This is a genomic window from Actinomadura barringtoniae (genome assembly GCF_017573505.1).
GTDB lineage: Bacteria > Actinomycetota > Actinomycetes > Streptosporangiales > Streptosporangiaceae > Spirillospora > Spirillospora barringtoniae.
This window is the reverse complement of the sequence record NZ_JAGEOJ010000013.1, coordinates 321,761-343,190: the sequence shown is the minus strand read 5'-3', so window position 1 is coordinate 343,190 and position 21,430 is coordinate 321,761. Positions and strand designations below refer to the sequence as shown.

Genomic DNA, 21,430 nt, shown 5'->3' with positions numbered 1-21,430 from the left:
AGCACAGACAGCCAGGAGCATCCCGTCACCCCCGGTCATCCTCCGCCGACACACCTGCAGTTGGGCAAGAACCGAGCCGCGGGCAGCAGCCTGGTGGACAGAAGAAGACCACCCACAAACCCTCCCTGGCGCCCAAGGCCGCGCCTACCTCGCGCCTCTCGGCGCCCGTGCCGGCCGCCGCGCCCCCCTTCCCGAGGACGCAGGCCGTCTCGGATGATTCCTCGGGTGAGAGGTCGTTGGGATCGCCTTCGGCGTGGCTGGGCGGTGCTGCAGCGGTCACCCTGGTGGGCATCGCCGGTGCTTGGATTCTGTTCCAGCGCCGCGCCAGCTTTGCGGCTGTCGGCGGCGCCTTTGGAAGCGCCGTGCGACGGCGCCGGGGCGAAGCATCAGCGGCTCCGTCCGCACGTCCCCTCCCCGCCAGTGAGCCAGCGGAGCTAGGCCTGGGACCAGTCATGGCCGTGCTGGGAACCAGGGATGGGGCTCGGGTTGAGATTGATCTGACGCGCACCGGTGGCCTTCGCCTAATCGGGCCCGGCGCGGACCAGGCCGAGCGAGCCCTGCTGGTCCAGATGCTGGGTGCCGCCGTTCACGGAGACCGCCAGGTGGTGACCACCGGGCCTGACTTGCGCAGGTTGCTAGGCGAGGAAGCTGCTCGGCGGATGGCCGAGACCGCCGTGTCGGGGGTGAGGGTGGCCGCGACAGCTTCGGATGCTCTGAACGACCTCGGCGGCCAGACCGTCGGCCGGACCGCCTTGCGAGACGCCGAGCCTGATTCTGCTGGGCGCGCGGTTGGGGCCGCACCGGTGGTCCCGCTGGTGTGCGCGATAGACCCAGCCGAGGACACGGCCCGAGCAGGCTACGAGCTGCAGATAGGGGCATGCCTAGGAATAGGTGGCCTCCTGCTTGGGGACTGGCCGCACGGCACGACCCTGGCGGTTGACAGCGGCGGCGTGATCACTGATGCCACCGGCAAGGCCGCAGGGAACCTCACCGGAACGCAGGTCATGTTGCTGGATGAGGCCCAATGCCAGGAGAGACTGGTCGCGCTTGGACTCACCGCCAAGGATCCGCTGGGGCTGCATGGCGCGCCATCGGCTAATCGACAGCTGAGCGCCACGCAGGGCCAGCCGGGGATGATCCGCTTGTTCGGGGGCAGCGTTGTCGAAGGGCCAGCGCGGCGGGAAGAGAGCCGCAGCGATCACCTGTGGGCATTGATCGGGCAGCTCGCCGAACATCGCTCCCGTAGCAAGCTCACCCGCGAGATCCTCGAAAACAGACTGGGATGGGGCGCGTGGAATGGCAGCCCGGAACGGTTTTCCACCGCACTGCGCGATGCCCGTGCTCTCCTGTGCACCGCACTGGAGCGACCGACGAACCAGGGCAAGGTCGTCATCACGCACTCGGCTGCGCTCGGCTATCAGATCAACGGCGAGCTGTTGGCCTGCGACCTCCACCTCTTCCAGGACCTGATCGCCCGAGCCGTCACTGAGACCGACGACGCGAAGGCAGCGACGCTGTCCGCGGCGGTAACCCTTTACACCGGCTCCTACCTGCCTCAACTGCATGGCGAGCAGCGATGGGCGCTGGAAACCGATCGGACTATACGGCGCAAGGTCGTCGCGGCGCTGACCGAACTCGCCACGTTGGAGGCCGGGGCTGCTCGGGCCGCCCTCCACCTGGAACGCGCGACCGAACTCGAACCCACCGCCCAACACCTCTATCAGCAACGGATGCGCTACTACGCCGAACTCGGCCAGACCACCCGCATCCACCACTGCTACGAGGAACTACACGAAGGCTTGAGAGGGATCAAGCAGAGACCAGACCCTCAGACGGTAGAGCTGTACACGAGACTCACCGACAAGAGCTGACGGTCACTTGCCCCAACAAGGGCGGGGCCTCGCCTCTCTTCCTTCGCTTGCCCTCCGTGCGTCGGAGAAGGCTGTCGGGGACAGGGTCGCTCGAAGGGGCTAGGCGATTTCCACGGGCTGGCGTCCGTCCTTCTTTAGATCGAGCACCATGACGTCAGCTTGGTCATCAGCCAGCCCCACCGTTCCGGCTTTCACCCATCCCCACCGGTCGTAGGCATCGCGGGCGGGTTGCGCTCCTGGGTGCGCGCACAAGGTCGAATACCTCTCGGGGCGGTTGGCGAGGATCTCATCGTGCATGCGGCGGCCGAGGCCTTGCCCCCGATGCGCAGCGTCAACGACCAACTCGATGAGAGCGAACTTGTCCTGTCCCATCACGGGCCCATCGGGTTCGGTGGCGCCGCCCCACCATCGTCCGGGGCCCATCGTGAACCCGAACGCGAAGCCCACAAGGTCGCCTTCGCTGGAGCGGGCCGTGATGAGCGAGAAACCAGGCGAACGGAACTGGCGCTGGTTGCGGGTGTGGAAGCCGTCCTCCGTGTACACCCCACCGCCGTTGTAGGGCGGTTCGGCATAGGTCTTGACGTACAGCTCGGTCAGCTCGCCTTCCATCGCGATGGCTTCGTCAGAGGTGTGCCGGGTGATGCTGTACGTCATGTCGGGGTCCTTCCCTGGCCTGCGAGGTGGAGCGCGATCCTTCGGGTCTCTGCGGCGTCCGCGTCGTGGCGTGCATGTGGGGTGAGTGTCTGAGCGAATTCGCCGATTCCGTTGCGCACGCGGACCGAGGAGAGCTCCATCAACATCGGCAAGATCTCGTGGAACTTCGCTACACCCTGTTCGACCTCTCCAAGCGATACCAGGGCACTTGCATGATCCAGGGAGTAGTACGCGCTGTTGCGTGGCAACATGCCGGGGATCGCGTCGGCGAGTATCTCGGCGGACCGTTCATGCTGTCCGAGCCATCCTCGGCCGAGGGCTTCCAGGCCGCGCAGCTCTCGCTCGGAGAAGAACGCGAACCAGGGCTCCTGCTCGATCGGGCCGTTGCCACCCAGCTCGTCCCACGCGGCGCCGAGGTGCCGTTCGAAGTCCGGGCTGCGGCCCTGGCCCGCCGCCCTGGCCACCTTGGCTGCCGCGTGTGCCTTGCGCATGGTCAGTAGCGATCGCAGCCGAGGGTCCCCGTGAGGGGCGGTGTCGAGTGCCGTCGCCGCTATTTGGTGAGCCTTGTCCGGGCTGCGTCCATTGATCGCAAGCATCGCCATCAGGTTCAGCACGTGGAGCCTAACCGCGTCATTGCCGGATTCGTGTGCGGCGTATAGCGCCTGGCTGTAGTGCTGGGCAGCCTGCTTATGGTTCCCCGCCTCGAAACTGAACCAGCCCGCGCAGACCTCCAACTCGCCGGCCACCGACACCGCAAGGCGCTCACGCGACGGAGCGAGGCTGGCGCGCCGAACCTGTGCTTTCAGACTGGCCAACCGGGCCGTTGCCAGCTCCACGAGCGAGGCGCCGCCGTAGGTGTCATCGAGTTTGTACAGATCAGCGGCGATCTCGCTGGGGCGGTTCAGACGGGCCAGGACGTCATTCACCTGCGGGGGCTTGCCCGTATCGCCAGTGTCTGGAATCGCGGCCGACAACCCGACGAGCAGCACGGTAGACCCGAACTCGCGACGCTTCACAGCGGGCTCCTCCCCGCCAAACGCCGTGTCAGGCTCTCCTCCGGGCTCTGGCTCACCATGTGCAGTCTGCGCCAAGTGTCTGAGGCCCTGCGGGGCGAGCCCGGCGAGGATCCGAGGAGCGCCGAGGCCATCGACCAGCTTGAGCGCGGTCTCGATGGTCTGCCCACCTGATCGGCCTGACATGAGCCGCGAGATGGTCGCTTGCGTGAGCTTTGTCTGATCGGCAATGGCGTCTTGTGTGGCGCCGGTGGCTTTCCAGACTGCACGCAGCACGGTTGACCACTTCCAGGTCTCGAGCGCTGCCGACACTTCGGGGTCAAACCAGAACTCCAAGGGAAGGGCCACTGCCGGGGCGGTGGTTGCGCAGATGTTGCAAAGGTCGCCTGTGGTGTACCGGCTGAGCGGCTGATGACACCTCAAGCAAGATGGCGGATCGAAGTAAGTCGTGCTCTTGGTGTCCATGATGCGGCTTTCCCCTGTCGTGGGCATCCCCTTATACATCGCTGTATGACCGAAGCTCGTTTCTCATACAGCGCGGTCGTGGAACCGGGTGGGTAACCGGGTGCATCGTCTGTGTCACAGGACACCAGCCTCCTGACGAGAAGGAGAAGACGATGTCAAGCCAGCAGAACGGGACCCACCGGCCCAAGGACGAGGACCCTCCTGGCAACCACCACGCGTCAGCGACCCCGGCCGTTCCGATGAAGGCGGTCGATCTGCCCGACCATGACACGGCCCAGGTCTCGGGAAACCAGGAGCAGGCGGCCGACGAGGTGTCGTGACCGATGACCTTCGATACCCCCCGACGAGGGGGCCGCCAGGACAACTCGACGCCAGCTACCCCCGTTGAGCTGCGCGGATTCTCAGTACCTGTCCCGACGCCCCCGGAAGACCCAGGCAACTGGGGCGAGCCCTATCCGGCCAACGGCGAGTGGGTCGTGGAGCGCAGGAACCCAGTCACGGCGTCCGAGGCCCTTGGAGGGCTGAGGGAGGTGCTTAAGGCGCCGGCCCGGCTATGGCTGGAATTCAAGATGCGCGACCAGGACGACTTGCAACGGTGGATGTCTTCCCTGGGGCCCAGTCCCTTCCCCGTGCCTGTCAAGAGCGACCAGGCGACGCGATGAGGTTCGACCGGTCTCGCAAGAGCGAGAAGGTCCCGCACGTCTCGCACACTGATCCGCTTCCGGCTGGCACCGTCGATCCGAGTCCCTGGTACGAGAACTACCAGGACGAACACGATCTGTGGCACTGCAGGCGCCGCCAGACAATCACCAAGCGGCAAGAACGATTCGGCGTCAAGCCATGGATATCAGCCGCGTCCAAGGAGGAGTTGGAGGAACTCAAGGCTGAGCAGGACCGGCTGTGGGAGGGCTACCAGCTGTGACTCCCGAGAACCCGGCCGAAATCGCCCGCCGCCTTCAAGAGGCTCATGAGGGTGACTGGCTCGTGGCATATGGGTCCTGGAGTCGGCAGTTTCTTGGGTTTCCTCTGTGGCCCGGCCGCGGCGGAAGCTTCGTGGTGGCTCGGGAACCGATGGAGCTAGAACGCCGGATGGTCCTGGTTGAGCGGGATGCGAAGAGGAGGGCTCATGCCGTTCCACCGAACGGTCAGCCTCATTCATCAAGGCGAGGAGGTTGAAGTGGACGAGGGCCTGGTGGCCTTGATCCGTGCCCTGTGGTTCAGGGGATGGTCGACGACCATGTCTTGCCAGAACCTCGGTGAGTCCTACGAGGGGCTCGAAAAGTCCGGTCCGCATTGGGACTGCTGGCGCGAGCTGCACCTGGGCTACGTCTGGCTGAGGATGCCAACCCCGTCAGCCCTGGAATTCCTTCAGGTCGTATCCGCCTCACCTGCCTTCGCTCCAAGGCTCAAGGGCGCGATGGATCCTGGGGCCTGGCATGTCCACTCCCCGGTCCGCCCGAACGACGGCGGCACGTTCGCGGTCATGGATTGGGTTGAGGTCCAGTTCCCTGAAGCCCAGCTCGACGACCTGACGCGGTTGATCGCATGAATCCCCTGGTTCCCAATCGAAGGAGGTCGCCATGACCACCATCACGGAGACGGCCGAAACCGCCGTCCGTAATCCCCGTGAACTGATCAGTCCCGACCTGTTCAACACCCTGGTGGAGCGGGTCCGTAAGGAGTACGTGAAGGTCGCCCGGTGGTACGCCGAGCTGATGGTCGAGCAGATGCTCTGCTTCCTGGCAACGACCGCGTCCTATGACCCGAGCAGCCCGCCCGCAGGCATCGCGCCGGACGGCATGGTGTTTATGCATCTCACCCCGTCCGAGGAGATCGACGATGCGTACCACGCCTTCCTGGACCTGACCAAGGACTATCGGGAAACCTGCGAAGGGCTGACCGGCGGCCGGTTCATCGATCACGTCCCGGTCTCTAACTCCGACATCGTCAGCGGCCGATCGGTCGCGCTCACTGTCGCGGCCATGCGTAACGCAGGCTGGCCGGTCGACGAACGGTTCTGGGCAACCGGCGTGAGCTGCTGCACCGACATCTGCCAGGGCCGAGTCGCAACCATCTGAACCACGAGGACACATGACACGAAGCGACTGGGATGAGCTACCCGCAACCGTGCGGGACGCGATCACCCAACACACCGGGACAATCTGCTGCATCAAGCCAGCGGCCGTCGGCAATCACGCGGACATCGCCTCGGCGATCATTGGCGACGACCGCAGGAAGGTGTTCGTCAAGGCTGCGCGCAAGCTGCCCGAGAAAGACGGCCCGGAAGTCGTGTCGCTTCGTACAGAAGCGGAGGTGAATCCCTTCGTCCGCGAGTTCACTCCCCGGCTCCTGTGGACTGAGGAGGTCGGGGGGTGGCTCGTACTGGCCTTCGAGTACGTGACAGGGCGCCATCCGAGCTACTCGCCAGACTCCCCGGATCTGGAACTCGTCGCGGCGACGGTCAACCGGCTCCAGAAGACGCCACGACCGGATGTGGTTCAGCGCCCTGTGACCAACCGCTGGGCACTGCCAGGAGAAGACGTGTCGCCGATGGCAGGCGAGGCGCTCCTCCACACCGACCTGAACGCCAGCAACATCCTCGTCACCCCAGACGAGTCCGTCTACATCGTGGACTGGGCCTTCGTCTCCCGGGGCGCTCCATGGGTGGAGCTGGCGCAGATGATCCCCTGGATGCTGGACGCCGGCCACACTCCCGAGTCCGTTGAAAGCTGGCTGGGGCAGTTCCCCGCGTGGACCCAAACCGACTCCGGCTCGATCGATCACTACGCCCGACTTCACACCGCTGTCTGGGAGCGTCGCAAGGGCCTTTTCCCTGATCAGAAATGGATCCCGCCCTATCTGGAGCTGGTGAAGCGCTGGGCGAACTACCGAGGAGTGCTCGAATGACCACTGAGTACACCGAGCCCGTGCAGGTCCATCCCACCGCGGAACTCGTGACACCCGCTGGTGAGCACGTCCAGGTCGATACGGGCATGGTCGACCTGGTGACCGCACTATGGCGGAAGGGCTTCACCACGCTCCAGTGCTGTCAGGACGTGGGCGCAGGCATTGCTGGCGGCGGCTGCATGTATCCAGTTGAGCGCCGGGAACGCTACGCGGCCTACTGGGACGGATTCGCCTGGCTGAAGATGCTCACGGGGCATATGGAACGCCTGATGGACCTCGCTGCGCCAATCGTGGCTGGCAACGGTTGGGAGGCCACGGTTCCGATTCTGTCGGGCCGACTGGTGGGCTTTGCCAACCTTCGTTACCCCTCCTGGCAGACCGCTGAGCTGGTCGGGCTTGTGGAAGCTGCAAGTCGCAACGACCCGGAGTCCGAGAACGGGAGCGCCTAGCCCCTCCGGGCGGCGGAAGGCGCTCATCTCCTGCTCTCTGGTCCCCGTGGGAGACGTGCGCGAAAGTACGCCGCTCGGAGGTCCCCTCGGAGGCGAGGTGTGCCTCCGAGGCCATCAGCTCCTCTTCAGCGCGCTGAGTAGCGCCACACACGAGCTCTTCGGCGTCGCTCGGTGAGGCGCGGCCAACGCAGAACCGGTCCTGCTAGGTCACGCGCTTTTGACGGAACCAGCCGTGGCCCGTAGGGAGCTCTCCCTGCACACCGCCAACTGGTATCGGCACCCTCCGGTAACTCCGCACACTTCTGCTAGCTGAGGCGTCGCCGTCTTCGGCGGCGTGAGGTCCGCGGGGCCGGCGGGCCTTGACCTTCACCACCGAGGCGAGCGGTGATACCCGTCGGCCCGCCCGCATTCCACGGGGCGGGACGCTCCGTTCGCGAACGGCAACGTCAAGGAGGAAGACCAGAAAATGCAAAGACAACAATGGACCTATGGTTCCCCATTTGAATGGCTCAGCAGCCCGGAACCGATGGTTTGGCGCCGCGCCTACATCGGCGAGCGGGAACAAATCGCAGCCGCCAGAGACTTCGCGCGTGCCCTGTTCGCAGGGACAGCTCGTGAGGATGACGTGGCGTCGATCGTCACCGAGCTGGTGAGCAACGCGCTGCTCCATACCCGATCCGGCCAGCCCAACGGCTGGTTCGGCCTCGAACTCGAATACGCCGACCTGTCCTACATCGGCGTCACCGACCTCGGCGGAGGCGGCACACCCACCGTCCAGCCCGCCCCGCCCCCACAGTCCCTCGAAGAGAACGGACGCGGCCTGCGCATCGTCCAGAACCTGGCCACATCGATGGGCGTACACGGCCACCCCGACGGAGGACACACTGTCTGGGCCGACGTCGACCTACGCGCCCGCGACAATCCCACCGTCCCCAGACCAGACCTGACGGTGGTACCAGCCTCATAGAAGAGGGCCCAGCCTGCTCGTAACAGGCTGGCCCCTCGCAGGCCAGAGTAGAGGACGGCTGCCCCCGAGGCGCTTCCCGGAAGGCCCTGCTGATGTTCCCCTTGGGGAACCGGGCAGGGCCTTCCGTTGCTTAGCGGCTTGTGTCGCGTGCTGCGAGTCGTTTCGGGGGTCGCTACCGGGGTCGCTTCGGTGCTCGTTTCGGGGGTCGCCTTATCAAGCGACCCCTCTCGCTATCAGGTGATCCCAGGTCAGGGCCCTGATGGGTGGTCGCTTGGCGGGCCCGACTCACCTATACAGGTGAGTCCAATGTGTGCGTCGAGTGTGGTTGTCCTTGTCCGATGCCTTCTTCTCAAGTCTTGTCCCTCCCCCTTCTCGCCCTCTCTCCCTCTCTCAAGGCCGCCTCGCCGGCCCCGGCGGCGAGGCCCGATCTGTCGCACGCCCGCTGTGGTTCTCCCGGTCGTCCGCACCGGATCTTTCTCCGGAAAGTCCCGGTGCCCGCCCCGGGGCCTTTTCCATGACCTTTCCCGCACGGCGGTGGTGAAGGTAAGACGGTTCAGCCCTCACGGTTGGTAAAGTCCACGGCCAATTGCTTGATTACACCCCGTGACCGAGTGACAATTAATACGCAAGAAAAAACACGGGCGGAAAAGAATCCGCCGGGTCGCGATATAGGGAGATCGAAATGGCCGCGAACAACGCCACCACCACCGCCCCCGTCATGAACGTCGCGGCCGACCCGGTCGTGACGGTGTTGGACGCGGCCGGGTGCGCACTCGTCGGCGCCGACTACGCGTTCCGGTGGGACGCGCACCGCGCCGAGATCAGCGCGGACGACGCGGAGGCCGGGCTGGTCGCCGCGTACAACTTCGACAAGACCGCCGAAGTGATCCGGTTCGAGGGCGACCCCGACCCGGTGGCCCCGGACGTGCACGGGGCCGACGAGATCACCGAGGAGCGGCTCAGCGCGTTGACTGAGGTCATGGACCGGACCATCAACACCCCCGGCCACGGATGGCACGCCATCGTCGACGTCGCCGAAGACATCGACACCCCCGGGGTGATCGCCCGAGTCCGGTTCCTGTGGATGACCGACGAAGCCGCCGCCGAGGCCGGAATGTACCCATGGTGACCCGCCCCCATCGCGGGGGCTGACACGGTCACCCCCGCCCTATGAACCGCGCCCGGAACGCGCGCCGCATTTGATGCGGCGCGCGTTTCTCTTTTCCGCCCGCGAAGGCTCGTCGATTCCCGGAAGTCAAGCGGTTCGGCGGGGTGTCGTTAATTGGTATGGCGGGGTGGTTTTTGTGAGGTAAGCCTCTCCAGCCGTTTTGGCGGCATAGGAAATGGCCGGGTGGACTTGAGGTTGGGTGTCCATCGAGAAATGGTGGTGGTGGAACGAACGAAATACGGCGGACGGGAAATGGTCCCGGCGCCCCGGAAATAGGAGTCATGAAATGGCCGCGAACACCACCCCCGCCACCACCAACACCCCGAACCCCGCCAACCCGGCTGACGTCCCCGCTACCGCCCCGGCCGTACCCGACGCGACCGCTACCGCCAGCGCCCCGTCCGGGGCGGTGTGGGACGCGCTGACCGCCAACCCCGGCGCAACCGTCGCGGTGATCGCCAAGGCGGCGGGCCTGAATGCGGCGGACGCCCGCACCGAACTCGCCGCGTTCGCCGAGTCCGGGCACGCGGTATCAGCGCCGGGTGAGAAGGGCCGGGGCGGGCGCACCAAGCCTGACACGTGGACCCCCGCCCCCACCGACGCGCCCGCCCCCGCCACCGACCCTGAGGCCGTCCCGGCGGCGGACGCGGGGACCGACGAGGCGCCCGCGACCGACGACGGGCCGGACTCGGCAGCCGAGCCCACCGGCGCCCCGGCCGACACCACCGCTGACGCCCCCGACGCGGACGCGGACCATGACGAGGACGACGAGGACGACGACGAGGTGCCGGTGGCGCCGGTGGTGGACGCGGACACCCTCGCGGACGCCATGCGGGTCATGACCGAAGAGGCCGAACGCCGCGCGGTCGCCGACGCGGAGATCAAGGCCCGGCTGGCCGAGGAAGAAGCCCGCCGCGCGAAGATCGACGCCGAGCTGGCGTCCGCGCAGCGCACCGAGGCGACCCGCCGCGCGCTGACCGATCTCCTCGCGGCGGTCACCACCGCCTACGCGGCGGTGGTCGCCGAGGACGAGTTGGAAGCCGACGCAGGGTTGCAGTGCGTGTTCGCCGCAACCCACGGCGTAGCCCAGGCCATCGGTGCCGTGCCCGCACGGCCCGGCAAGCCCCGCACCGCCGGAACCGGTGGCGGGCCGCGTACGGGCCGCGCGGCGCCGCGTCCGCTGCGCCCCGAGGTGATCGCGCACCTGCAGGCCCACCCCGGTAAGGACTTCACCCCCGGCGAGATCGGCAAGGTCCTGGATCGATCGTCCGGCGCGGTCGCCAACGCCCTCGACAAGCTCGTCGAACTCGGCGACGCGACCCTGACCACCGAAAAGCCCGCCCGCTACACCCTCGCCACCGGCGCCACCGCCACCGCGCCCGCCACTGACGAGGCCACCGGCCCGGACACCACCCCCGCCACCATCCCGGACGCCCCGGACGCTACGGACGCCAGCGACGCGTCCGTAACCGACGCGGCCACCGGCGAGGCGCCCGCCACCGACGCGGCGGCCTGACAGGCCCGGGGGCGGGACCGGTCAGCCCGGTTCCGCCCCTACCGGCCTCGTCCGGCCGGAAGGCCCGGCCGGACGAGGCGCCCGCATCACACCACCCGCAGATCCTCAGGAGGTAGGTCCATGCCTGTGTTTGACGATTACATTCGCGCGTGCCGTGACGAGGCCCTGGACGAGCTCGGTTCCGCCGAAGGCAAGATGATCCACGATCTGGAGAACGGCGACTCGATCGACCCGGCCGCCCTTGTCGCGGTCGTGGCGATGCGTGCGACCGCGCGCCGGTGGCAGTACGTGGTGGACATGGTCGATGGGGAGTGTGTGGACCCGGCCGACGCGCTGGTGAAGGTCCGCGACGCGGCCCGCACGATCCTGATGGACCAGCGGGTACCGCGCCACGCGTGCCCGATCGAGCAAGAGTTCGCCCGGGTCCGGATCGAGGCCGCCCGCGACTTCTACCGCGCCACCGCGCACGTAGACGCCCTCACCGTCCTCAACCTCGCCACCGGCAACCCCACCCCTGGCCACCCCACCACCGGCAATCCGGCAACCGAGACGGGTAACGCCGTTCACGCCACCACCAGACCCGCCGGGCCCCGGTCCCGCGCTACCTCACTGGACAACTCATGACCCCCCGCACCCCCGCCACCGACGCGGGCCAATGGCGGACCGAGGGTGTGTCGGTGGTGGGCGGCCTGGTGGGAGTCCGCATGGCGCTGATCGAGCTGGATGCCATCGATCCCGATACCGACTCGATCGCCTTCGACCAGGCGACCGATCATCTGATCGACGCGGCGCGCACGGCGGTCGCGGCCGCGCAGGTGTTGTTCGCCTCCCCGTGCACCATGGCGGCCACCGTCCGCGACGCCCTCGCCCGCGAAGCCATCCAGCAGGCACAACCCCGCAACTACGACACGTCGGTGTGTGACGGAGAGGGCCGGTGCGACACCTGCCGCCGCTCCGGCCCCGTCACGAACACCCCATAGCCGCTCGACCCCGCCCGCGCTACCAACGGGCGGGCGTCGGGCCCAGCTCATCGTCACCGCGTCCCGTCTAGGGGGCGCGGTGACGCGCTCTGCGGCCCGACCACCGCCGCACCCGGACCCGAGGCCAGGCCGGTGGGCTGCGGCCCCGGAGAACGCCAATCACGGTCGGTCAGGGGTCGCCGACTCCTAGTGACCGGTAGTGTCATGGACGCCTACCGCGTAGGTCCCGGCGAGGGGGTGGAGGCGCGGACTCGTCCCGCGCCCCCCGGGAGGGGCCGGCATGTGATGCTTCCGCAGAACCAGAGCCTGAAGTTCAGCCCGAAGCTGGTCGGCCGCACCGTCACCGTCTGGTTGAGTCACCGCACTGTCGACGTCCTGCTCGACGGGCAGCTGATCCGGACTCGGACGATGTCCTTCACCGACGCCGACCTGCACACGCTGCTCCTGCGAGGCGGACGCCCCGCCGGGGCCGAACCGCAGGGCGGCATCAGCGCCGACAGCCCGCTGGCGCCCACGGCCGTCGTCGAGATCGACCGCAAGGCCACCAAGGACGGCGTCGTCTCACTCGGACGCACCCCCGTCGCCCTGGGCAGAGACCTGATCGGCAAGAACGTCACCCTGCGCATGGACGGCAGCATCATGTATGTCATCCACGCCGGGCTCCTGGTCAAGACCCTGCCCGCCCCGATCCCGCACGAACAACGCGCCAAACTCACCGGAGCACGGACCTCCACCGCGCCGCTGCCTCCGCCCCCGTCCCAACCCCGGCAGGCCATCCGACGCATCGGAGCCGACGGAACCTTCTCCATCGCCCGCCAGAAACTCCGGCCAGGGATCGCCCACGCAGGCAAGACCGTCACTGTGATCATCGAGGAGACCTGCTTCCGCGTCCTCGACGGGGACGTCGAGATCTCTACCCACCCGCGCAAAGGCGGCCCCGTCACCCGCTACATCGCCGACTCTCGCTAAAGCCCACGAGCCAGTCATCGTCGCAACGCGCGGGGAGCGATCCCAGGTCACGTTCGTCGGTTCAGCCTCTGTTCTACGTGGGTTCGCTGGAGGCGGATGAGTCGGTGACGGAGAGGGTGTAGCTGAGAGAGTTGCCCTCGTCGGAGTCGAGCCAGCGGTAGCAGTCGAACTGCCACCAGGCGCCTGTCGATTGCTGGGTGACTTTGATCCAGTCGAGGTACCAGCCTGCGGCTGAGCCGGAGTTGTCGGAGCTGATCGTGACGGTGTTGAGGTTGCCGACGCCGGGGATGGAGACGTTGAAGGTGTCGGTCTGCCCGGACTCAAAGTTGTTGTCGTCGCTGTCGAGCAGCAGCGAACCGCTGTCGCCGGCGGTGCCGTGCAGGGTGATGTGGACGTTGGCGTTGGTGCCGGATTTGTTCTCGGTGCCAGTGTGGGTGGCGATCTGGTAGTCGGTGATCGCTCCGGCGGGTGTGAGGGTGACGGTCTGGTCGTCGTCGATCCAGCCGTGGTAATAGAAGTCGAATTCCTCGTTCAGGGTGTGGTCGGTGACCTTGATCCATTCCAGGAACATCTCGCTGGAGGCGGCGCCGCCCTCGTGGTGGATGCTGAGGCCGCTGAGCTTGCCGACGCTGTTGATCAGGCGTAGTGGATAGGTGTATGTGCCGCCCTGTTCGAAGTCGTTGGTGTGCGCCTGGTCCAGCAGGTAATTGTTGACGGTTCCGTTCTCGCCGGTCAGGGAGACGTAGACGTCGGCGTCGGTTCCGGCGCCGTTGACGTCACCGATTTGTACCTGTACCTGGTAGTCCCATTGGACGTCGGTCTCGATGACATGGGCGACGGTGCCCGCGTGGGCGCCCTTGTTGATGCCCCAGCTCGTCTGCACGAATGAGCGCAGCGCTTCGCCGTCCCCGGTGGCCCACCAGTAGGCGGTCTGACTGGAATCGTGTACTGAGGGCTGCGAGCCGGTCCCGTGGTCCGCCCAGGCCATCGCCAGGCCGGAGATCGGCGCGTCGGTTCCGGCGGCGATCATGTCGTCGGTCGGAGCAGGGCACATGCACTCGGAATCGACACCGTATTCGTTCTCGTGTGCCGGGTCGCTCCTGTGGTACTTGATCGCATTGTTCTTGATCTTCGCCATGGATCGCCACCGCCTGTCGCTGCCGGACGGCATCGACCGATGCCGTACAGACAAGATCGGAACACCCTGCGATCGTGTCGACAACTAAACGGCCATAAAAGGACGTAAACAAAGAGGCGGCAGGGATTTCCTGTGGCTCGCGTGGCGGCATGCGTCGCTTATAGCTCATCTTCGAGCAGTCTCCGCGAGAGTATCGGCTGGAGCATATGCGCAGTTCGAACCAGCCCGGCGGCGTACGGTCCGCCGATCCGGCGCCGTACAGTATGGGACCGCCGCGCCTTTTCGCGAGTTTCGGGGCACGCCGTACGCGCGCGTACTCTGCGCGGGAATTGAAGACACCTTCTAACCGCCAAGCATCACCTGGGACCGACAAGCATCACGCGAGACACCGTCAAGCACGTCCTAGGAACACTGCGTCAAGCATGTCCCCGGACCACACAGGTGGGGAGGTGCTACTGGCCGTTGACAGCTGAAGAACGCCAGATCGCCGGGAGCCTCTCACCCGGCCGGCCGCTGCGGCAAGGCTGGGTTGGTCTTGCGAGGTCCGCGGAGCCTGAGAAGCTGTTCGAGAACTCCCTCAAGGCTGGATCGTCGACTCGTCTGACACGCCGCCTCGCTCGCCAAGGAACCGGGACATGACGTAGGGCCATTGACCGGCCACTGGGCACCGACAAGGTGGCTGCAGGCCCGCACCTGGACTTGGGAAAATCCCGACCGGCTTTCGGCCGGGCCCGCTGCCCGGCGCGCTGACGGCGGATCAGCCAGGAACGAAGCTGAAGCCTCCAAGATCATGATCATGGAGGCTTCATGCACGAGAAGGTCTCGACCGTATTGCTGACCTGCGGGGCACTGTTGGGCGGCGTGCTGGTCTCGGCGCCCGTCGCGAATGCCATGGCGCCCCAGGGCCCGTCCTGCGTGGCGCGCCACGCCGCCCGGGCCGACGATCCCGGGGACAATGACCCCGATAGCCCCACCCCGTCGGACCAGGCCGTCTACGACGCCGAGTCGGAGGCGGGCCTGGCCGCCAAGGGGGGCCATGCCGATCTCGCCGCTGGGTCGGTGAACGTGCCGGTGTATGTCCACGTGGTGACCGATGGTGCCAAGGGTGAGCTGACCAAGCAGGACGTCGCCGACTCGATGGACCGGCTGAACAAGGCATACGCCGGGAGCCAGGCCGGCGCGGCGACCGCCTTCACCTTCACGTTGAAGGGCTTCGGCACCATCGACGACGCCGCACTGGCGTCGATCACCGCGCCGGACGGCGAGCAGGCCAATGCCCAGCAGCGCCCGACGATGACGGCGCTGCGGGCCGAGGACTCCGACGCAGCCACCCTCAACATCTATGTCGTGCCCAACGTCTTGGATGAGCACGGCAAGAGCGGGAACATCGCCGGGTACGCGACGCTACCGCAGTGGTACCGGACCTCGGATACCAACGACGGCGTCGTCATGCAGACCGACTTCATGCTCTCCACCCCGGCCAACACCGGCACGCTGCCGCACCAGGTCGGCCACTGGCTCGGGCTCTACCACACCTTCCAGGGCGGCTGCGATGCCCCTGGTGACGAGGTCGACGACACCCCGTACCAGGCCGACCCGACCAGCGGGAAATGCCCCGAGGGTCTGGACAGTTGCCCTGCCCCGGGCGAGGACCCGATCCACAACTTCATGAACGACGCGGCCTCGGGCTGCCGGGACCGGTTCACCCCTGGCCAGGCCCAGCGTGCCGCCGACCAGTGGGTCGCCTTCCGCCAGCGCCCCGAGCTCGATAAGGGCAAGACCGACCTGTTCGTCATCGGCAAGAGCGGGGAGGCGACGGCTGGGAAACACCTGGCCTACACCTTCACCGTGGACAACGGCTCGACCGCGACAGCCACCGCGACTGGCACCGTCCTGCAGGCGGGCATGCCTGCCCAGCTGAGTGGTCTGACCGTGTCCGGGGCGACCGGATGCACGATCAACGACGCCAAGATCATGTGCCCGCTGGGCGACCTGCCCGCCGGTGATAGCCGAAAGGTCACCGTGACCGGCAAGATCGCCGCCCGTGCGACCGGCGGGATCCAGGCCAGCGTCGCCGTCGCCGATACCAGCGGCAACGCCACCGGCACCCGAATCGTCAACATCGTGACCGCCAGCACCGATCTGCGCGCCACCGTGACCTCGACCGCACCGGTGCGCCGCAAACGCGTCACCTACACCGCGACGGTCACCAACACCGGCCCCTCCGACGCCACCGGGGTGGTGCTCACCCTGACCCTGCCCGTGCAGACGACCGGCACCTCACGGGTCGCCGGCTGCCTGGTGCGCGGCGCCCAGGTCCGCTGCAACTGGCCGGCCCTGGCCGCCGGCGCTCACCGGAAGGTCACCGGCACGGCGACCGTTAAGCCCGCCACCAAGGCCAAGACCGCCATCACGGTACGGGCGACAGCAACCTCTACCACCGCCGATCCCAACCTCCGCAACAACACCGCGAACAACACCAGCAAGGTCAAGTAACCGGCCCCGGGGGCCCCTTCCGGCATCGGAAGGGGCCCAGCTGAGCCACAGCGCACGGCTGGCAGGCCCTACCTGCCCGGCCCGCCAACACACCATCGCAGCTGCCTGCCCGGCTGGTGGTCGAGGGTCAGGGTGCTTCGACCTTGAGGCACACTGCGTAGGCGGCGCCGTTGGCGGTGGTCTGCGATGAGCTGAACAGTACGTACCAGGTGTTGTCGCTGGCGCCGGGGTAGCTGTCGATGACGACTGCCTTGCCGACGGTGGTCTTGTCTGCTTGGGGCGACTGGTACATCTCGAACCCGCCTCCGGTCAGTGTTGTTCCGGTGGGGCATTTGGCCGAGGGTTTGGCCCTGCCCTCGGCGTCGACGGTGACGTTGGTGCCCCGGACTCTGACGTAGGACACCTTGGGCAGTGGCCCTGCTGGGCCCGCGGGGCCTGCGGGGCCGGGAGGTCCTCCGGGGGTTCCGGGCGGGCCTGCCGGTCCTTCGGGTCCGGCCGGGCCGGGGTCGCCCTTGGGTCCGGCGCTGCCTTGAGGACCGGCAGGTCCGGCGGGTCCGGCAGGCCCTGCGTCGCCCTGGTCGCCCTTGGGCCCGGTCGCACCTTGAGCGCCTGCCGGGCCCGCTGGACCGGCCGGGCCGGGGTCTCCCTGATCTCCTGTTTCGCCCTTGGGCCCGGCCGCGCCCTTAGGCCCGGTGGGTCCGGTCGCGCCGGTGTCGCCCTTGGCGCCGGTGTCACCCTTGAGCCCAGCGTCGCCCTTTGGTCCAGCGTCGCCCTTGGCGCCCTTCGGCCCGGCCGGGCCCGGGTCGCCCTGTGGTCCGGTGGCGCCGGTAGCGCCCTTGCCCCCGGTGGCGCCGGTGTCGCCCTTGGGCCCTTGCGGACCGGCGGCGCCCTTGGGGCCTGCTGGGCCTTCGGGCCCGGCGGGGCCCGCAGGACCGGTGTCGCCCTTGGGACCCTCGTCACCTGCGATGCCCTTAGGACCGACCACGCCGGGGGCGCCTTGCGGGCCTCCAGGCGCGCCAGCGGGGCCAGGCGGGCCGGGCTCGCCCTTCAACTCGGCCTTGAGCTTGGCGAATCCCTTGAGTTTTTCCAGGTCGGCGATGCTGCTGGCACTCTTGCCGTCCCTGCCGTCCCGGCCCTTGGGGCCACGGCAGCCGGGCATGATGACCACGGTGCCGCTGTCCTTGAGCTTTTTGACGTACACCTTGCCGGTGTAGAACTTGCCCCGGCACGGCCCGGCAGACGCCGAAGCCTGAGCCGGGGCCCCGATAACCAGGCCGCCGACAAGGCCGCCAAGCAACGCACAACCGGTCACCGAAATCGCCAGACGGCCGACAGTCACCACGTCAAGCTCCCCATCAGCTAATGACACACCGAAGGGGGTTTTGACCAGCGATCCGAGCACCCAACCGCCCGGCGCCGATATCAAGATCAGTTCTTTGCGATGGCCTTAGCGGCGCACGATGACACGATCACCGACGTGCAAGAGAGCACTCAGCTTCTCCCCGACCTCGATGGGGACCCGAACGCAGCCATGGGAGTCCGGGTGGTGCGGGACGCTCAGCGAACCATGGATCGAATAGCCCCGGTAGAAGTAGATCGGCTTGTACATCAAGCCGAGGAGGCTCTCATGCCAAGCCTTCACCTTGCGCCACACGCGAAAATGCCCCACCGGCGTCGTCGCGGTCGCGCAGCGGCCGCCGACGCAGTAGCGCCGGCCTGAACCTGCCGACACCCGGGTCGCGAGAACGACCTGCCCAGACCGGAACACCCTGAGCCGCTGCGCACTCAGATCGATCACCACTGTCGTCTTGCGCCGTTCATGCGCCTGCACCGGCTGGGTCCCCACCAGCAAGACCAACCCGGCCACCGGCCCCGCAAGCGCCACCCCCGCAAGCGCCGATCGCGCGATGCCGCCCGACGTGGATCGCCTGTCCAAAGATCCCTTCACCACCCTTCGTGCAGCACATTGCGGGTCCGCGGGATGCCCGCGTCCACCCGGCCGCGCAGCCACAGCCCCATGCCGCGACCCGGCCCGGGTTCAGCAGGCGCTGGGGGCCGATCGCGTGCGGCAGACGCCTGGGCGCTTGGCATGGTGGACGCCGGTGCCGCCGGGCTTGGCTCCGCCGCCACCGGGCTTGAGCACGGTGATCTTCCCGGTGATTGTGGGGCCCAGCAGTGACGCAGCCGTTGCCGCGATCCTGGCGTTACTACCGAGCCTGGCCGTCACGGTGTAGGTGCCGGGCGCGGAGGCCGCGGTTGCGGTTCCGCTCAGCTTCGACTTACCGGCCGAAGCCAAGGCGACCGACCCGGTGAAGCCCGGCGAGGTGACCGTGCCCGAGGACAGGCGCGAGTTGATGACGGTCAGCGAGACCTTCCCGCCGGGCTTGACGCGGTTGGGCTCGATGATGAGGGTCGGCGGAGTGCCTGGGCGGAGCCCGGTCGCGCGGATCACCTTGAAACGCGTGGCGACCGTGGTGCCCTTCTCGCACCTGAGAAAGACCGTGTAGCGGCCGGGGTTCACCAGGTTGATGAGCGGATAGAAGATGTCCAGAGGCTCGCCGGCATGCGCGAGATGCTGGGTCGGAAAGGCCTTGGACGACACCGTCGCGGTCTTAGAACCATCACCGCAGTAGGCCTCGAACAACCCCCGCTTGCCCGCCACCGCGACCGGCAGCAGCACCTTCAAACTGCTATCGCCCGCCAACGCCGGACCCGCCGACCCCACAACCGCCCCGCCGGACACGATGATCCCGGCGGCCAACACCGCAGCTGTACGCATCACACAACCCCTCTCGCCCGGCGCACGATGGGGCCTCATCCGCCCCGGAGATCCACGCCGACGAGCGGATCGTACGAAGCGTCGACCACGCATTAGCCCAGTTCAGCAGCGAGCGACCTTCTCTTTGCCTCCGCCAGCACAAACTTCACCCTGCTGCCAGCCCTGCGCCTCCTGCTCCAGGCCATACTCCAGCCTGCTCCCACGGCCCGGAAGATCACCAGACCCCAGAAACAAGATCGTCAACGACGGCCGGAGATCCGAGACAACCTCTGAGCGGCGCGACTTGACCATCCACGACGCCTATCCCGACCTTGAGGCGGCCACCGCGCTCGGCACGGTACCCCTCGACCACGCCCACGCGCCCGGGGACACCTGACCCAGGCAGCCGAACACCGAGTCGGCGCGAGACAGGACATTCGTCCCCGCCCATTCGCAGTCGGGCGCACGTTGAATCTGTCGTGAGGGGGAGGGGCCAGGTGCGCCTCCCGCCCGCTGCCGGGCCAGCCGGGTGCGAGGTGATCTGGCCCCTTTCCCTCCACAGATGAAGAGAGCATCCGCCAGACCGGGCACGTGCGAACGCGACCTCAGCCCTCTCCCGGCTCTGGGAGAGCCAGAGTCCGCGCGATGGTGGCCTGGATGCGGTGATAGGCCGCCCTCTCCGTGTAGAGATCGGCCTTCTCGGGTCGGCGCGCGGCATGACGTTCCATCGCCTCTGCCGTTCGTTCGTGCGCGCGGGCGACACCCATCAAAGCCTCAGCGGCACCTTGTTGGATCGCCTCGAGCTGGCGACGTGCATCAGCGACCCTGCGGCGAGCGCGCCGCAGGTGTTCGGCAGTACCGTCCACGCCTGGCTGGTTCAGCTCGATGACACGAGTCGCCGCCTCACCGGCGCGGCCTCGAACTGCCCGGTCTTGATGAGAGGACATCCGGTAGCTGTGGTGTGCCGCGTTCACACTCTCAGCATCCCCGCGCGGCCGCGCCGCATCCACAGATTGTCGAAGACAGACTCCAAAAGGGTGGGGCCACCGCTGGCTGGAAGGTGACGGTCAAAGTCCCACACCCAAACCATGTCGTCGCATGAGGTGTCGCAGTTTCCGGGGATGTTCGCCCTGAGGCCGTTGGGAGCGCGTGCAAGCATGGAGCCGTGGCTCCTCCTCAGCCCTCTTCGCCTTCTCCGCCCTCGTTGAGACGCTGGATCGCGGGGCAGATCGACGCGATCATCGCGTTCGGTCTCGCGGCGGCCGTTGCGGCAACCGCCCTGTGGTGGGACGACGCCGAGACCGGTTATGTTCTGGCCTCGGCGGGTCTGGCCTTGTCGGGCCTCATGGCTACCGTGGTGCTGCGCCGCAGGACCCGCGTCGAGGATGAGCGATTGCGGGAGGTGCAGCGTGATCTGCAGGAGGCCGAGAGCGAGCTGACCGCCCAGGAAGATCTGGCGCTGCCCACCTTGTGGGGTGTCACCCACAAACGGCTGGACTACTACCACCAGATCGCCACCAGCCAGGCCCGCCAGTCCTTCCGCAACGCCCAGGCCGCGATGGGCATCGGATTCGTGCTCCTGGTCGTGTTCGCCGTGCTCGCCTTCAACGCCAAGACCACGGCGGCCAGCGCGGTCACCGGCGCCCTCGGCGCGACCGCTGCGGCATTCGCCGCCTACATCGGCCGTACCTTCGTCCGCTCCCAGGAGACCGCCGCGACGCACCTGCGCTCCTACTTCGACCAGCCGCTGGAGTTCTCTCGCTACCTGGCCGCCGAACGCCTCCTCAATGGCATCGACCGGCTGGAACCAGAGCAGCGCGCCACCATCACCAGCGACCTGCTACGCGGCATCATCGCCCCACCCACCACCCCGACGCCCTCCAACGAGCCCCCTCGCGCCAACGACGCGAGCTCCTGATCACCGTGTTCGCCACGGCGGCATGGGCGTGGGACTCACCGTTGGCCGCGTAGGTTCGACCGCTGATCGCAGCACCAGTTTGAGCGGTGGAGGCGTGCAGGACCGGGCCTCTAATGTCGTCGCATCGGTCGCTGGATCCGACGTTCAGGGGGCGCCTGAGC

At 67.4% G+C, this 21,430-nt stretch carries 22 protein-coding genes; 15 read left to right on the top strand and 7 right to left on the bottom strand.

All coding sequences use genetic code 11. The features are described 5' to 3' along the window. The first annotated feature begins 452 nt into the window (after window positions 1-452). Window positions 453-1,871: an AfsR/SARP family transcriptional regulator gene (locus J4573_RS31505; protein ID WP_208259528.1), complete on the top strand. Its 1,419-nt coding sequence runs from the start codon at window positions 453-455 to the stop codon at window positions 1,869-1,871. Window positions 1,872-1,970: 99 nt separating this feature from the next. Here the strand turns inward: J4573_RS31505 and J4573_RS31500 are convergent, their stop codons facing one another. Continuing rightward, the gene (locus J4573_RS31500) at window positions 1,971-2,525 is read right to left on the bottom strand and encodes a GNAT family N-acetyltransferase (protein WP_208259527.1); all 555 of its coding nucleotides are present in this window, start codon (window positions 2,523-2,525) and stop codon (window positions 1,971-1,973) included. After that, window positions 2,522-4,003 carry a helix-turn-helix domain-containing protein gene (locus tag J4573_RS31495; protein ID WP_208259526.1) on the bottom strand — a complete coding sequence of 494 codons (1,482 nt, stop codon included), beginning with the start codon at window positions 4,001-4,003 and terminating at the stop codon, window positions 2,522-2,524. The genes J4573_RS31500 and J4573_RS31495 overlap by 4 nt, the downstream gene beginning before the upstream one ends. A gap of 152 nt (window positions 4,004-4,155) precedes the next feature. Between J4573_RS31495 and J4573_RS31490 the strand changes: the two genes are divergently transcribed. The 12 genes from J4573_RS31490 to J4573_RS31435 all read left to right on the top strand — a co-directional run bounded on the left by J4573_RS31490 (window position 4,156) and on the right by J4573_RS31435 (window position 12,959). Then, window positions 4,156-4,323 carry a hypothetical protein gene (locus tag J4573_RS31490; RefSeq protein ID WP_208259525.1) on the top strand — a complete coding sequence of 56 codons (168 nt, stop codon included), beginning with the start codon at window positions 4,156-4,158 and terminating at the stop codon, window positions 4,321-4,323. Window positions 4,324-4,661: 338 nt separating this feature from the next. Then, complete coding sequence (locus tag J4573_RS31485; protein ID WP_208259524.1) at window positions 4,662-4,925, top strand: hypothetical protein; 264 nt, start codon at window positions 4,662-4,664, stop codon at window positions 4,923-4,925. Between the two features lie 204 nt (window positions 4,926-5,129). Next, window positions 5,130-5,552, top strand: coding sequence for a hypothetical protein (locus J4573_RS31480; protein ID WP_208259523.1), 423 nt, complete (start codon window positions 5,130-5,132; stop codon window positions 5,550-5,552). 31 nt (window positions 5,553-5,583) lie between these two features. Then, complete coding sequence (locus J4573_RS31475) at window positions 5,584-6,081, top strand: glycine-rich domain-containing protein (RefSeq protein ID WP_208259522.1); 498 nt, start codon at window positions 5,584-5,586, stop codon at window positions 6,079-6,081. Window positions 6,082-6,094: 13 nt separating this feature from the next. Then, complete coding sequence (locus tag J4573_RS31470) at window positions 6,095-6,910, top strand: phosphotransferase (RefSeq protein WP_208259521.1); 816 nt, start codon at window positions 6,095-6,097, stop codon at window positions 6,908-6,910. Further along, the gene (locus tag J4573_RS31465) at window positions 6,907-7,359 is read left to right on the top strand and encodes a hypothetical protein (protein ID WP_208259520.1); all 453 of its coding nucleotides are present in this window, start codon (window positions 6,907-6,909) and stop codon (window positions 7,357-7,359) included. Before J4573_RS31470 ends, J4573_RS31465 begins: the two co-directional genes overlap by 4 nt. A gap of 466 nt (window positions 7,360-7,825) precedes the next feature. After that, entirely contained in the window at window positions 7,826-8,326 is a 501-nt protein-coding gene (locus J4573_RS31460) for an ATP-binding protein (protein ID WP_208259519.1), read from the top strand. A 682-nt stretch (window positions 8,327-9,008) separates the two neighbouring features. Then, entirely contained in the window at window positions 9,009-9,455 is a 447-nt protein-coding gene (locus tag J4573_RS31455) for a hypothetical protein (protein WP_208259518.1), read from the top strand. A gap of 325 nt (window positions 9,456-9,780) precedes the next feature. Further along, window positions 9,781-11,010 carry a hypothetical protein gene (locus J4573_RS31450; RefSeq protein WP_208259517.1) on the top strand — a complete coding sequence of 410 codons (1,230 nt, stop codon included), beginning with the start codon at window positions 9,781-9,783 and terminating at the stop codon, window positions 11,008-11,010. A 120-nt stretch (window positions 11,011-11,130) separates the two neighbouring features. Beyond that, complete coding sequence (locus tag J4573_RS31445) at window positions 11,131-11,634, top strand: hypothetical protein (RefSeq protein WP_208259516.1); 504 nt, start codon at window positions 11,131-11,133, stop codon at window positions 11,632-11,634. Beyond that, window positions 11,631-11,990: a hypothetical protein gene (locus J4573_RS31440; protein ID WP_208259515.1), complete on the top strand. Its 360-nt coding sequence runs from the start codon at window positions 11,631-11,633 to the stop codon at window positions 11,988-11,990. The genes J4573_RS31445 and J4573_RS31440 overlap by 4 nt, the downstream gene beginning before the upstream one ends. A 282-nt stretch (window positions 11,991-12,272) precedes the next feature. After that, window positions 12,273-12,959 (top strand): hypothetical protein, encoded by a 687-nt coding sequence (locus J4573_RS31435; protein ID WP_208259514.1) that lies wholly within the window; start codon window positions 12,273-12,275, stop codon window positions 12,957-12,959. 73 nt (window positions 12,960-13,032) lie between these two features. On the opposite strand, the gene J4573_RS31430 is transcribed toward J4573_RS31435, so the two are convergent. Beyond that, window positions 13,033-14,097: a PLAT/LH2 domain-containing protein gene (locus tag J4573_RS31430; RefSeq protein ID WP_208259513.1), complete on the bottom strand. Its 1,065-nt coding sequence runs from the start codon at window positions 14,095-14,097 to the stop codon at window positions 13,033-13,035. Window positions 14,098-14,904: 807 nt separating this feature from the next. On the opposite strand from J4573_RS31430, the gene J4573_RS31425 reads away from it, so the two are divergent. Beyond that, the gene (locus tag J4573_RS31425) at window positions 14,905-16,593 is read left to right on the top strand and encodes a M43 family zinc metalloprotease (RefSeq protein ID WP_208259512.1); all 1,689 of its coding nucleotides are present in this window, start codon (window positions 14,905-14,907) and stop codon (window positions 16,591-16,593) included. Window positions 16,594-16,720: 127 nt separating this feature from the next. On the opposite strand, the gene J4573_RS31420 is transcribed toward J4573_RS31425, so the two are convergent. From J4573_RS31420 to J4573_RS31405, 4 genes are all read right to left on the bottom strand, one after another. After that, window positions 16,721-17,794 carry a collagen-like domain-containing protein gene (locus J4573_RS31420; RefSeq protein WP_208259511.1) on the bottom strand — a complete coding sequence of 358 codons (1,074 nt, stop codon included), beginning with the start codon at window positions 17,792-17,794 and terminating at the stop codon, window positions 16,721-16,723. A gap of 246 nt (window positions 17,795-18,040) precedes the next feature. After that, window positions 18,041-18,529 (bottom strand): L,D-transpeptidase, encoded by a 489-nt coding sequence (locus J4573_RS55510; RefSeq protein WP_208259510.1) that lies wholly within the window; start codon window positions 18,527-18,529, stop codon window positions 18,041-18,043. Between the two features lie 102 nt (window positions 18,530-18,631). Beyond that, window positions 18,632-19,372 (bottom strand): hypothetical protein, encoded by a 741-nt coding sequence (locus tag J4573_RS31410; protein ID WP_208259509.1) that lies wholly within the window; start codon window positions 19,370-19,372, stop codon window positions 18,632-18,634. A 584-nt stretch (window positions 19,373-19,956) separates the two neighbouring features. Beyond that, window positions 19,957-20,325 (bottom strand): hypothetical protein, encoded by a 369-nt coding sequence (locus tag J4573_RS31405; RefSeq protein WP_208259508.1) that lies wholly within the window; start codon window positions 20,323-20,325, stop codon window positions 19,957-19,959. Window positions 20,326-20,555: 230 nt separating this feature from the next. Here J4573_RS31405 and J4573_RS31400 point away from each other — a divergent pair, with 230 nt between their 5' ends. Then, window positions 20,556-21,269: a TRADD-N-associated membrane domain-containing protein gene (locus J4573_RS31400; RefSeq protein ID WP_208259507.1), complete on the top strand. Its 714-nt coding sequence runs from the start codon at window positions 20,556-20,558 to the stop codon at window positions 21,267-21,269. Window positions 21,270-21,430 lie beyond the last annotated feature (161 nt).